At 60.5% G+C, this 13257-nt stretch carries 11 protein-coding genes; 3 read left to right on the top strand and 8 right to left on the bottom strand.

The annotated features are described in order from the left end of the window. Nucleotides 1-108 precede the first annotated feature (108 nt). Entirely contained in the window at nucleotides 109-1404 is a 1296-nt protein-coding gene (gene gbcA, locus Q8X48_RS17155; protein ID WP_007975514.1) for a glycine-betaine demethylase subunit GbcA, read from the top strand. Nucleotides 1405-2179: 775 nt separating this feature from the next. Here the strand turns inward: gbcA and Q8X48_RS17150 are convergent. The 8 genes from Q8X48_RS17150 to Q8X48_RS17115 all read right to left on the bottom strand — a co-directional run bounded on the left by Q8X48_RS17150 (nucleotide 2180) and on the right by Q8X48_RS17115 (nucleotide 12073). After that, nucleotides 2180-3346 (bottom strand): retropepsin-like aspartic protease, encoded by a 1167-nt coding sequence (locus tag Q8X48_RS17150; protein ID WP_407800090.1) that lies wholly within the window; start codon nucleotides 3344-3346, stop codon nucleotides 2180-2182. 226 nt (nucleotides 3347-3572) lie between these two features. Next, nucleotides 3573-4139 (bottom strand): GNAT family N-acetyltransferase, encoded by a 567-nt coding sequence (locus Q8X48_RS17145; RefSeq protein WP_407799964.1) that lies wholly within the window; start codon nucleotides 4137-4139, stop codon nucleotides 3573-3575. A 148-nt stretch (nucleotides 4140-4287) separates the two neighbouring features. After that, complete coding sequence (etfB, locus tag Q8X48_RS17140; protein WP_015097135.1) at nucleotides 4288-5058, bottom strand: electron transfer flavoprotein subunit beta; 771 nt, start codon at nucleotides 5056-5058, stop codon at nucleotides 4288-4290. A 15-nt stretch (nucleotides 5059-5073) separates the two neighbouring features. Then, complete coding sequence (gene etfA, locus Q8X48_RS17135; RefSeq protein ID WP_407799965.1) at nucleotides 5074-6294, bottom strand: electron transfer flavoprotein subunit alpha; 1221 nt, start codon at nucleotides 6292-6294, stop codon at nucleotides 5074-5076. Then, on the bottom strand, nucleotides 6294-8237 hold the full coding sequence (dgcB, locus tag Q8X48_RS17130; protein WP_407799966.1) for a dimethylglycine demethylation protein DgcB: 1944 nt from the start codon (nucleotides 8235-8237) through the stop codon (nucleotides 6294-6296). The genes etfA and dgcB overlap by 1 nt, the downstream gene beginning before the upstream one ends. A gap of 173 nt (nucleotides 8238-8410) precedes the next feature. Then, complete coding sequence (dgcA, locus tag Q8X48_RS17125; protein ID WP_007975506.1) at nucleotides 8411-10471, bottom strand: dimethylglycine demethylation protein DgcA; 2061 nt, start codon at nucleotides 10469-10471, stop codon at nucleotides 8411-8413. A 15-nt stretch (nucleotides 10472-10486) separates the two neighbouring features. Beyond that, nucleotides 10487-11017, bottom strand: coding sequence for a DUF5943 domain-containing protein (locus Q8X48_RS17120; RefSeq protein WP_007975505.1), 531 nt, complete (start codon nucleotides 11015-11017; stop codon nucleotides 10487-10489). 78 nt (nucleotides 11018-11095) lie between these two features. Further along, nucleotides 11096-12073, bottom strand: coding sequence for a dipeptidase (locus tag Q8X48_RS17115; protein ID WP_015097138.1), 978 nt, complete (start codon nucleotides 12071-12073; stop codon nucleotides 11096-11098). Nucleotides 12074-12297: 224 nt separating this feature from the next. Here Q8X48_RS17115 and Q8X48_RS17110 point away from each other — a divergent pair, with 224 nt between their 5' ends. Both Q8X48_RS17110 and Q8X48_RS17105 read left to right on the top strand, forming a co-directional pair. Then, nucleotides 12298-12699 (top strand): lysozyme inhibitor LprI family protein, encoded by a 402-nt coding sequence (locus Q8X48_RS17110; protein ID WP_217836568.1) that lies wholly within the window; start codon nucleotides 12298-12300, stop codon nucleotides 12697-12699. Nucleotides 12700-12759: 60 nt separating this feature from the next. Then, nucleotides 12760-13176 carry a DUF3010 family protein gene (locus Q8X48_RS17105; RefSeq protein ID WP_407799967.1) on the top strand — a complete coding sequence of 139 codons (417 nt, stop codon included), beginning with the start codon at nucleotides 12760-12762 and terminating at the stop codon, nucleotides 13174-13176. Nucleotides 13177-13257 lie beyond the last annotated feature (81 nt).

Genomic DNA, 13257 nt, shown 5'->3' with positions numbered 1-13257 from the left:
CGCCGGCCCCACACTCGCCCCATACCAAGACACAACCATTACACCTTGCGTAGCAACCCTGATTAGCCACTTTCGCCGGCCACACAGAATGGCCTTGAGGATTAAACGATGGACGTCACTACTACCCTGAGCCTGGGCGATCCGCTGGAACCCGCACGCAAGGCCACCGCGCAAATGCTGCAGGAGCGCGAGCGCACGTTCTCGCTGCCGCAGCCGTTTTACTCCGACGAGCGCCTGTTTGATATCGACATGCAGGAAATCTTTCAGAAAGAGTGGCTGATCGCCGGCATGACCTGCGAGATCCCTACCAAGGGCAACTACCTGACCCTGCAGGTCGGCAAGAACCCGATCATCGTCATCCGTGGCGCCGAAGGCGTGGTGCACGCGTTCCACAACGTCTGCCGCCACCGTGGCTCGCGCCTGTGCACCAGCGACAAGGGCAAGGTCGCCAAGCTGGTTTGCCACTACCACCAGTGGACCTACGAACTCGACGGTCGCCTGCTGTTCGCCGGCACCGAGATGGGCGCCGACTTCGACATGAATCAGTACGGCCTCAAACCGGTGAACGTGAAGACTGCTGGCGGCTACATCTTCATCAGCCTGGCGGAGAACCCGCCAGCCATCGATGACTTCCTGTCGACGCTCAACCACTACATGGAACCGTACGACATGGAAAACACCAAGGTGGCGGTGCAAACCACCTTGATGGAAAAGGCCAACTGGAAGCTTGTGCTAGAGAACAACCGCGAGTGCTACCACTGCAACGCATCGCACCCGGAACTGCTGAAAACCCTGCTGGAATGGGACGACGTCACCGACCCGCGCGCCGACCAGGCGTTCAAGGACCACGTCGCTGCCTCCGCCGCCGCCTGGGAAGCCGAGAAGATCCCGTACGCCCACGCCAGCTTCGGCCTGCGTAACCGCATCGTGCGCATGCCGCTGCTCAAGGGCACCGTGTCGATGACCATGGACGGCAAACAGGGCTGTGCCAAGCTGATGGGCCGCATCAAGAACCCGGACCTGGGCTCGATGCGCATCCTGCACCTGCCGCACTCCTGGAACCACTGCATGGGCGACCACATCATCGTGTTCACCGTGTGGCCGATCAGCGCCCAGGAAACCATGGTCACCACCAAGTGGATCGTGCACAAGGATGCCGTCGAAGGCGTGGACTACGACGTGGAGCGCATGCGCCAGGTCTGGGACGCCACCAACGACCAGGACCGTCGCCTGGCCGAAGAGAACCAGCGCGGCATCAACTCCACCGCATACCAGCCTGGCCCGTACTCCAAGACCTATGAGTTCGGCGTGGTGAACTTCGTGGACTGGTACAGCGAGCGTCTGCTGAGCAACTTGGGGGCCGAGCCTGCGCCGTACCTCAAGGGCGTTCCGGTCCAAGGCTGAATCCACTCCCTGTAGGAGCGAGCTTGCTCGCGATGAGCCTGAGAACGCCGCCGGGTGTCAGGTTGCCAACGTTATCGTTGACGTCCATCGCGAGCAGGCTCGCTCCTACAGGGGGCTTGCCCGCCATTCATAGAACTGTACGAAATATGACCTATCTCGTTCAGACCTATGCCCGCCGCACCTCCCAGCCTTCCGCAAACAAGTTATCCACATTTCCACCCACAGCTATTGGGGACAACTGTGGAAATGCTGGAAACTTTCTTCACGAAAACCAAAGAAAAACCGTGACTTATCCAGAAGCCTGCTTCCACGAGTGAACTGGTCGTTTTTTGATCTAAAGCCTGAAAGCCACGCCCTGCATGGCTCTCAGAGGATGGCGAACACCTTATCCACAGAAGCGCCAACAGACTTTGGGGTTAACTTGGAAGGCTCTGTGGAAAACCGCTGAAACCTTGATAAATCCAGCGTTTGCGTGAAAGCCGACAATGCAAAACCGCCTTTTGATCATTTTATGATCAGATGCCTGCACACCTCTATTTACAAGGCCTGCAGCCGAGAGCAAACATCTTATCCACAGAAGCGCCAACAGAGATTGGGGGCAAGTCTGCGTTAACAGCAGCACTTATCCCCTTGAAAAAGCTTGGAAAAAACACACGCGAGGCTGGTTGTTTTTTGAACGACGCCTTGCAGGGCTTGATTTACATGGGCCGTAGCGAGGGGCGAACATGTTATCCACAGAACCACCAACAGGGATTGTGGGTAAACACCAACGTGTTCAGACTTTATTGAAGCATGAGCGACCTGAGTCCAGGTCCAGGTTCAATTCAAAGTCTTTGAAGGCACGCCAACCGAGCAATATCGACGGCACGTATTGCCCGCCCAGCAGCGACGGCGGGATGGTGAAGCCCGGGTAGTATTTGTAGCTGACCGCCATGATGTTGCCTTGCATGACCAATATGCCGTCAAAGCGCTGAAAGTGCTTGTTGTCGCCGGTGTAACCGTTCGAGCTTCCTGGCGTCAGTGCCTGCACGGCATTGGCCTGTCTGCCAGGTAACGCGGCCGTCAGGTAGTCGACATTTCCCGTATCGATGATGGCCAGCGTTGTGCGGCGATCCAGCTGAGCGGCAACCACCAGCCGCTGGTTGAGATCCACGCGGTTAAAGGCAATGAACGCATCACAGCGCCTGGCAGGCGCAGGATTGAGTTCCAGGGCGTTTCTGGTGATCTTCAAGCGCCCCAGTTTGCTGATCAGGTCCAGCCCCAGCAAATTCTCCCGGTCGCTGACAAACACCAGGACATTCCTGAACTCTCGGGTGCCGACTTTGAGTGACCTGAGAATGCCCAGCCTCGCAGCCAGGTCTTTTTCGCCATAAAACGTGCTGTAGCGATACTGAGCATCGGGTAACAACCTGATGCCCATCTGTTTCGCAGTGTCGATGTTGACCCGGGTTTGCGGTGCCCCCGTGTCCAGTACAAAACGCGCCGAGACACCGTTGGCCGCGCCGACATCGATAAATGGCAGCACTTCTTGCGCGATGTAAAAGTCGTTGGCATACGGATGCAGCGGCAGCACCTCATGCCGCACCGAATCGCTGACCGAGAAATTGCCAGTCGTCGCCAGGATAGCCAGTGATTTGTCGCCGAACATGGAGAACAGCGGTTTCAGCTCAGCGCTCGCCTCTATCGCCCGGGCATGCCTGCCCTTGATCGCCAGATAGTATTCGGGGAGTTGGTTGGCGACCTTGGCTTCGAGCATTCTGGCCAGGACCGACACCGAACAGTCGAGGTGCTTATCGGCATCCAGCTCCTTGTCGCACTGCTGCCGCAACTGTGCCAGGGACGCGTTACGCCCCTGCTCGGTCTCGACCCACTGATAAAAGTCCTGATCGGCCGCGGGGGCTTTTATCCGGACGGCAGACATCAAGCCTGTGGATACCCACATGGTCGTAGCGAAGAGCGCCAAAAGAGCGAAAGTCTTCATATTCAAGCCAGTCATAAAACCGGGTTTTATGAGTCAGCGCTGAATGTCTGAAAACTCCCGAAAGCGTGCCGCACCCTTGATCAGCGCATAGAAAACTGTAGCTCACCGCCCTTGTCAGCGTGGAGCCAGATAAATGATGCGTGGCGCTGTGGATAACTGTCGCGACTCGAACAACCCCGGAACCGGCTCAGGGTCTGTGCATAAGATAGGCGTCACCTGTGACGCGGATCATGGGATGAGGGGTGATCTGGCAGGTCTTGACGATCCCGAAGCCGTGTCGCTCGTAAAAACGCCAGGCGCCAGTGTTGGCGGCATAGTCGATCAGGCTCAGGCCGTTGAGCCCGAGCCGGTCGGCACGTTCCTGGGCATGGGCAAGAAACTGCTTGCCCAGCCCCCGGTTACGCCAGCCTTCATGCAGGGCCAGGCTGGAGATATACAGGGTATCGGACACTTCCATGTCGGCATAAGGCGCCAGCACCGGGTCGGTCGTCGGCACCGCCAGTGGATCGTGGCGCATCGCGTAACTGTGCATCATGCCAATGACCTGGCCATCGGCCTCGGCAATCAGGCAGTTCTGGTAGGAGAAATCGACGTCGTCCCGGGCATAGCGAATGGCACCGACGTCCAACAGATCCTGACCGGGCTCTGCGATCTGACTCCAGATGTAATCTGAAGCGCCCTCGGACGAAATCTGGAACAACCGCGCAATCTCACGCGCATCGGCGCGCACTGCCGAACGAAATTCAACGGCCATTGTTCCCCCATAAATGTCGGTGAGATGAAGCTTTTCTGTGGGAGCGGGCTTGCTCGCGAAAGCGGCGGGCCAGGCGATATTCATGTCGACTGACACGCCCCCTTCGCGAGCAAGCCCGCTCCCACATTTGATCCGGGGTGACTATTTGTCAGCGGACCACACCCTCTTCAATCAGCAACTTGAGGATCGCTTCAGCCCCCGCTTGTGCCGTCACGCCCTTGAGCACCTGCCCGCCCCCACCACTGGCCTTGGCCGTCGCGGCTTTCATGCGGTCGGCGCCGCTCTTGGCCTTGATCACTTTCAACCGCTTGGGCCGTGGCTTGGCCGGTTGCAGACTGGCGACCGCGAGCAGTTCATCATCGATGACTTCAACGTCCTGCGCTTGCAGCACGCCGCGCCGGGCCGGACCATACGCGCTCTGGCGAGGCTTGGGCGCGGCGTTGTCCACCGTTGCCAGAAACGGCAGGCGCACCTTCAGACGACGACGTTGACCGCGCGGCAAGGCTTGCAGCACCAGCGCCGAACCGCCATCGATGGACTCGACCTGCGCCAGCCCCACCACCAGCGGCCAGCCCAGGCTTTCAGCCAGCAGGAAGGGCAACATGCCCGAGCCTTCACCGGTTTCCGCCTGGCTGCCGGTCAATACCACCTGAGCACCGGCATCGCGCAGATACTCGGTCAGTGCCGGCAGCGCATCGGCACCCTCGGGTTGCTCAAGCACATGCAGCTGTTCGAGGCCCATGCCCAGGTACGCGCGCAGCGCAGGCTCGGCGATGTCGCCGGCATGCAGCACCTGCAAGTTATCCCCAGCCAGTTGCAGGCCCAGTTCCACCGCCCGCGCATCCTGTTCCGCGCGACGCGGCCGACCGGACGTCGGGTGGGCGCCGATGGACACCAGGCTGATGATTTTCGTGCTCATAACCCTTTCCTTCCCTTAAGCCGCATCGCGCTTGGCGTCGTTGCGGTAAGCCTCTACCGCTTCGATCAAGGCTTGAAGAATCTCCGCACTCTCGCCGATCACCGAGAGGTCGGCACGCTTGATCATGTCGCAGCCAGGGTCGAGGTTGATCGCCACCACCTTGTCGCAGGCACCGATGCCCTGCAGGTGCTGGATCGCCCCGGAAATCCCCACGGCCACATAGACCCGTGCAGTCACCCAGGTACCGGATGCCCCGACCTGACGATCGCGGGCCATGAAGCCGTCGTCCACCGCCACCCGCGATGCGCCTTCGGTCGCGCCGAGGGCTTCGGCGGTCCTGTGGAAAAGTCCCCAGTCCTTGACCCCGTTACCGCCGGAGAAAATGAACTCGGCCTCGGCCATCGGAATCGCCGCCGGATCCACCGCCACCGCGCCCAGATCTTCGATCCGCGACAGGCTGCGCGCCACGGTTGTGGATAACTCCACCGGTAATGCTTCATGACGGGTTTCGCTGACCGGTTCGGCGCACTCGGCAGCCGCCAGAATCAAGCGCGCCAAAGGACGGGCAAGGTCTTGCAGACCGGCACCGGCGCGGCCGATGCACTCCTGATCCTTGACCTGCCAGACCCGCGTCGCCGGGCGTTCGCCCCGGGCGGCGGCAAAGCGCCGACCCAGTTCCCCTCCACCGGTGCGACTGTCCGGCAACAACCAGTGACGTGGGTTGAACTGGTTATCCACAGCCCGCAGGCCCTGGACCCGTTGTTCCGGTGCATAACCGTTGAATTCTTCACCTTCCAGCACCAGCAGACGATCGACGCCCGCCGTGGCAAAAGCGCTTTCCTTATGCTCGCCGAACACCACGGCCAGCACCGCGCCGTCCTTGCCGGCCAGTTGATGGGCCAGGCCCAGCAGGTCGCGGTCGTGACTGCTCAAGCGGCCACCGACCATATCCGGCACCACGCTGATGTAAAACGCCGGCGCGGCCACCTGGTGCAATGGCAATTGCACTTCGACAGCGGCTGTACGTTTATTCGTCCCGCCCTGCTGGGCGCCGCTGCGGTCGATGCGCTTGATGCCGTTGGGGCCGATAAAGCCAATGCCATGGGGATTCTTGCGGATGACACCGTTAGGCCCCATCCAGCTGTGTTGCACCGGTTGCATGGCCGCGTGCAGTGGATGCAGACGGTTGCGGGCAATCCATTCGGCCCGAGGGTCGCGGCGAATAATGTCGCTCATCAGTGGGCCTCCGCAGGTTCACGCTTGACGGGTGTCTTGGCGGGCGCGGCGTCTTCGAGCAACGCATCGGCCACCAGTTCGGCGATGTCCTTGATCAGCGGCCGGGGTTCGACCACGCCTTCAAGCATCGCGGTGCACTGCGGACAACCCACGGCCACCAGTTCGGCGCCGGTTTCGCGGATGTCTTCCATGCGCATGTCAGGAATGCGTTGCTTGCCCGGAATGTCGGTGATCGGCGCACCGCCGCCACCGCCGCAGCAGCGGGAGCGGAAACCGGAACGTTGCATCTCTTTCACTTCGATCCCGAGCGCGCGCAGTACCTCACGCGGCGCCTCGTATTCGCCGTTGTAGCGGCCGAGGTAGCACGGGTCGTGGTAAGTCACGCTGTCGCCTTTGTGCTGACCGAGGTTCAGCGCGCCGGCCTGGATGATTTCCGCCATGTAGGTGCTGTGGTGCTGCACCAGGTAGTTGCCATCGAAGGCGCCGTACTCGTTTTTCAGCACGTGGAAACTGTGCGGATCGCAGGTGACGATGCGGTTGAAGCTGTACTTGGCCAGGGTCTGGATGTTGCGTTTGGCCAACAGCTGGAAGGTCGCTTCGTCGCCCAGGCGCCGGGCCACGTCACCGCTGTCGCGTTCTTCCAGGCCGAGCACGGCGAAGTCGATTTTCGCCGCCTTGAGCACTTTGACGAAGGCGCGCAGGGTGCGCTGGTTGCGCATGTCGAAGGCGCCGTCGCCAACCCAGAACAGCACGTCGGTGGATTTCTTTTCGCTGAGCAGGTTGAGGTTCAAGTCTGCCGCCCAGTTCATCCGCCCGCCCGGCGCAAAGCCGCCCGGGTTGTCGGTGGCGATCAGGTTTTCCAGGACTTCGGCGCCCTTGTTCGGAGTCGCGCCCTTTTCCAGGGTCAGGTGACGGCGCATGTCGACGATGGCATCGACGTGCTCGATCATCATCGGGCACTCTTCGACGCAGGCGCGGCAGGTGGTGCAGGACCACAGGGTCTCGGCGTCCACCAGACCGTTGACGATCGGTTGATGCGGATTGCCAGCGTGCTCGCCAACCGCTTTGCCGGGATATGGGCTGCCAGCGAATTTGGCATCGGTGCCACCGGCCAGGCCGACGACCATGTCCTGAATCAGTTTTTTCGGGTTCAGTGGCTGGCCAGCGGCGAAGGCCGGGCACGCCGCTTCGCATTTACCGCACTGCACGCAGGCGTCGAAACCGAGCAATTGGTTCCAGGTGAAATCCTTGGGTTTTTCCACGCCCAGTGGCGCACTCAGGTCGCTAAGATCCAGCGGCTTCAAACCGGTGGAACGGCCGCCGCCAAAACGTTCGGCGCGACGGTGCCAGGCCAGGTGCAGGGCGCCGGCAAAGGCGTGCTTCATCGGCCCGCCCCAGGTCATGCCGAAGAACAGCTCCGACACACCCCACAACACGCCAACCCCGAGAATCGCTGCCAACAGCCAGCCGCCGAAGTTTTCCGGGAGGATGCCCGCCACCGGCAGGGTCAACAGGAAGAACGAGGCCGAGAATGCCAGCAGGCTTTTCGGCAGGCGCATCCACGGGCCTTTCGACAGACGCGACGGCGGGTTGCGCCGACGCAGGTAAACGAAGATCGCGCCAACGAACATCACCGCCGACATCAGCAGCAGCGCATAGCCGAGGAAGCGATTATGCAGGCCGAAACCATGCACCAGAATCGCCAGCACGATGGACGCCACCGCACCGCCGGCTGTGGCGACGTGGGTGTTGGCAATGTATTTGTCCCGCGCCACCACATGGTGCAAGTCGACCATGTAGCGCTTGGGCATGGCGAACAGGCCGCCGATCAGGTCGACTTTCGAAGCCCGGCCCCGGCGCCACATGGCCACCCGCCGCAACGCGCCCAGGACACCAAGGCCCAGGGCTGCGAACAACAGGATTGGAAGAAGGGTGTTCAACATGGTGGAGCTCCCAAAGACCTCGGGCTTAACTACCTGGATGCCTTGCTCGATCCTCTGTAGGAGCGAGCTTGCTCGCGATGGGCGTTAACGATGACGCGTGCGGTCTGGAGAAACGCGGCGCCTTCAAATCCATCGCGAGCGAGCTCGCTCCTACAGGGGTTGTTCACAAGCTCTTAGAAATCCTTGCACAACCGCAGCGCGTCATAGATCGCCGCGTGCACGTTACGCTGGGCCACGCAGTCGCCGATGCGGAACAGCAGGTAGCCGTCGCCGCTCTGTTCCAGGCAAGGTTGCGGCTTGATCGCGAACAAGGCTTCGACGTCGATCTGGCCTTTGTTGCGCGAGCCTTCCTTCAGCGCGTAGTAGATTTCTTCGTCCGGACGCACGCCGTTTTCCACGACCACCTGGTCAACCACCCGTTCCTCTTTGGCACCGGTGTATTCGTTTTCCAGTACCGCCACCAGCTTGTCGCCTTCGCGGTAGACCTTCTCCAGCATCATGTCGCCGGTCATGATCACTTCTTTCGGGTACATGCTGCGGTAGTAAGTCGGGAACGATGTACCCCCGATGGCCACGCCTGGCTTGATGTCGTCGGTGACGATCTCGACCTGGCTGCCCTTGTCGGCGATGAAGTCAGCGGTGGACATGCCGGTAAATTCGCAAATGGTGTCGTAGACCAGCACGTTCTTGCCCGGTGCAACCTTGCCGTCGAGGATGTCCCAGCTGCTGACCACCAGGCCTTCAGCCGCGCCCCAGTGTTCGTTCTGCTCGATGAACGGATGACCGCCGACGGCCAGCACCACCACGTCCGGACGCAGGTCCATGATGGTTGGCGCGTCAGCCGCGGTACCCAGGCGCAGGTCGACTTTCAACCGTGCCAGTTCCAGTTGATACCAGCGGGTGATACCGGCGATCTGGTCCCGTTGCGGGGCTTTCGATGCGGTGGTGATCTGCCCGCCGATGAATTCCTTTTTCTCGAACAGGGTCACGTCGTGGCCACGCTCGGCGGCCACTCGGGCGGCCTCCATCCCGGCAGGACCGGCGCCGACCACCACCACCTTGCGTTTCACGCCAGTGGTTTTTTCGATGATGTGCGGCAGGCCCATGTATTCACGAGAAGTAGCAGCGTTCTGAATGCACAGTACATCCAGGCCCTGATACTGACGGTCGATGCAGTAGTTGGCACCGACGCATTGTTTGATCTGGTCGATCTGGCCCATCTTGATCTTGGCGATCAGGTGCGGGTCGGCGATGTGCGCGCGGGTCATACCGACCATGTCGACGTAACCGCCTTCCAGGATACGCGTGGCCTGGTTCGGGTCCTTGATGTTCTGCGCGTGCAGCACGGGGACCTTGACCACTTCCTTGATGCCGGCAGCCAGATGCAGGAACGGCTCCGGCGGATAACTCATGTTCGGAATCACGTTGGCCAGGGTGTTGTGGGTGTCGCAACCCGAACCCACGACACCGATGAAGTCGAGCATGCCGGTATCGTCGTAATACTTGGCGATCTGCTTCATGTCTTCGTGGGACAGGCCATCGGGGTGGAACTCGTCACCACAGATGCGCATGCCCACGCAGAAGTCGTCACCGACCTCGGCGCGTACGGCTTTCAAGACTTCCAGACCGAACTTCATCCGGCCTTCGAAGGTGCCGCCCCATTCGTCGGTGCGCTTGTTGACCCGTGGGCTCCAGAACTGGTCGATCATGTGCTGATGCACCGCCGACAGTTCGACACCGTCCAGACCACCGGCCTTGGCGCGGCGGGCCGCTTGAGCGTAGTTACCGATCACCCGCCAGATCTCTTCCGGCTCGATGGTTTTGCAAGTGGCACGGTGCACCGGCTCGCGCACACCCGACGGAGACATCAGCGTCGGCCAGTTGAAGCCGTCCCAACGCGAGCGACGGCCCATGTGGGTAATCTGGATCATGATCTTGGCGCCGTGCTTATGCATGGCATCGGCCAGATTCTGGAAGTGCGGAATGATGCGATCGGTGGACAGGTTCACCGAGCTCCACCACTCCTGCGGGCTGTCGATGGCCACCACGGACGAACCGCCGCAAATCGCCAGGCCGATCCCGCCCTTGGCTTTCTCTTCGTAGTACTTGACGTACCGATCGGTGGTCATGCCGCCGTCGGTGGCATAAACCTCGGCGTGCGCGGTGCTGAGCACGCGGTTACGGATGGTCAGTTTGCCGATCTGGATCGGCTGGAACATTGCTTCGAAAGCCATGGCGGGTTCCTCGACTTACAACGGCTTGACGATGAACAAGCCGTCTTCGTGGCCCTCTTCGGAGCCACCGTAGACTTGCTCGGCCACGGTGCGGATCTTGCTGCCGCGAGCGGCGAGGATCTGGTCCATCGCGCCGGCAAACCAGCCAGTGAACATGTAGTCGACCTTGCGCCCGACCTTGCCGTACACATAGACGAACGCCGAGTGCTCGAGCTTGACGCTGGCGGTGCCTTTGTCGAGGTCGATGTCCTGGATCTTGAACAGGCCCCAGCCGCGCTGCGACAGGCGCTTCATGTAGTGCTCGAACACCGCGACACCTTCCAGACCATGGCATTCGGCTTCTTTTTCACACCAGTGCCAGGCGGACTTGTAGCCGGCCTTGTAGAGGATTTCGGCATAGGCTTCAGCGCCCAGCACTTCCTCGATGCCCATGTGATTATTGACGAAGAAATGCCGTGGCACGTACAGCATCGGCAGGGCGTCGGACGTCCAGACACCGGTCTCGCTGTCGACTTCGATTGGCAATTGCGGGGCGATCTTGGCCATGGAAACTTAACTCCAGAAAAATTTTTGTGTTGCCCCCGGCGCGGGCGGCCGGGGGAAAGGATTCAGAGGTGCAGTGGCTTACTCGCCCCAAACGTCCTTGAGGACGTTCACCCAGTTTTCGCCCATGATCTTGCGTACCACTCGCTCGGAGTGGCCGCGCTTGAGCAGGGTCTCGGTCAGGTTCGGGAACTCGCCCACGGTGCGGATGCCCAGCGGGTTGATGATCTTGCCGAAGCTGGTCAGGCGGCGGGCGTAACCCTTGTCGTGGGTCAGGTATTCGAAGAAGTCCTGGCCATGGCCCTGGGTGAAGTCGGTACCGATGCCGATGGCGTCTTCGCCGACGATGTTCATCACGTACTCGATGGCTTCGGCGTAGTCGTCGATGGTCGAGTCGATACCCTTGGCGAGGAATGGCGCGAACATGGTGACGCCGACAAAGCCGCCGTGGTCGGCAATGAACTTGAGTTCTTCATCGGACTTGTTGCGTGGGTGCTCCTTGAGCCCCGACGGCAGGCAGTGGGAGTAGCAGACCGGCTTTTTCGACTCGAGGATGACTTCTTCGGACGTCTTGGAGCCGACGTGGGACAGGTCGCACATCACTCCAACGCGGTTCATCTCGGCGACGATTTCGCGACCGAAGCCCGACAGGCCGCCATCACGCTCGTAGCAACCGGTGCCCACCAGGTTCTGGGTGTTGTAGCACATCTGCACGATACCGACGCCGAGCTGCTTGAACACCTCGACATAGCCGATCTGGTCTTCATAGGCATGGGCGTTCTGGAAGCCGAAGAGGATGCCGGTCTTGCCCTGCTCCTTGGCCTTGCGGATGTCGGCGGTGGTACGCACCGGCATCACCAGGTCGCTGTTCTCGCGGATCAGCTTCTGGCTCGCGGCAATGTTGTTGACGGTAGCCTGAAAGCCCTCCCACACCGACACGGTGCAGTTGGCTGCGGTCAAACCGCCCTTGCGCATGTCTTCGAACAGTTCACGGTTCCACTTGGCAATAATCAGCCCGTCGATAACGATGCTGTCGGCGTGCAATTCGGCTGGGCTCATCAGGCTGTCCCCTTATTAGCGATTCATGCGCCGAATCGTCTGCCGGCGCTTTGGGGCCAGCATATGCCTCGGTGCCTCGGCGACCGGGTGCAAAAACGACAGGGGGTTTGCCGAAAGCGTCAATCCGCGACAAAGGGTCGTCTCCCGGCACAATCAGCGACCTGTTCAAGGCCCTCGGCTTGGGCCAGAATTCGCTGCATCACTGGAATAGAGCGGCGACCTGAATGAAATCCATCCTTCTGGCTTTGGCATTGATTGCGACTGGCGTACACGCAGCGCAGGAGTCCGACGACAACCCGTGCGATAAAGTCGAAAACGACGTCCAGACCCTCGAGTGCTCGGCCTTCAGCAAAACCAGCGCCGAAGACCTGCTCAAGGAAAACCTCCAGGGCCTGGCCGACCGCATGCAGTCGCAATACGGCAAAAACCCGTCGCAACTGGCCGACATCACCGCCAAACTCAAGGCCGCCCAACAGCAATGGCTGAAGACCCGGGATGCCGACTGCGCCGTCGAAGCCTTCCCGGCCACCGGTGGCAGCAAGGCGTTCACCATTGCCCAGAACGATTGCATTGCGCGGATGAGTGATGAACGGTCGGAGTTTTTGGAGTCGATTGGGCAGGAATGATCCATTCGCCAGCCAACTTGAGCTGTAAGCTGCACGCTTCAGCCAGTAAAGGGATTCAACATGAAAGTCTGCGGCATCGAAATCAAAGGCAGCGAAGCGATCATCGCCGTGGCCACGCTGGACGGTCAGGCGCTGAGCCATGTCGCGCTCGCCACCAAGAAAATTGCCCTGGACGATGACGACGAAGCCGCCAACGTCAAAGTATTCGCCGCTCAGCTCGCCTCATTTGTGCGCGAGAACTCCATCGACCGCATCGCGATCAAAAAGCGCAGCAAGAAAGGTGAATTCGCTGGAGGGCCGACCACATTCAAGATCGAAGGGGTTTTCCAGTTACTGGAGAATTGCGAGGTGACGCTGCTGTCTCCGCAGACAATCACGGCGCAGTGCAAGAAATTCAATGTCGAGCTGCCGCAGACACTGAACAAGTATCAGCATGAAGCGTTTAAAGCGGCTTGTTCGGCGTTGTTGAAGAAGTAAGGCTTTCTACCTGTCAAAACCGAACACTGTGGGAGCGGGCTTGCCCGCGAAAGCGGTGTACCTGTCGACATCCATATTGAA

It is taken from the genome of Pseudomonas sp. QLc11A (genome assembly GCF_052112305.1).
GTDB lineage: Bacteria > Pseudomonadota > Gammaproteobacteria > Pseudomonadales > Pseudomonadaceae > Aquipseudomonas > Aquipseudomonas laurylsulfatiphila.
The sequence above is the reverse complement of the archived record's forward strand: the minus strand, read 5'-3'. Positions and strand labels throughout refer to the sequence as shown.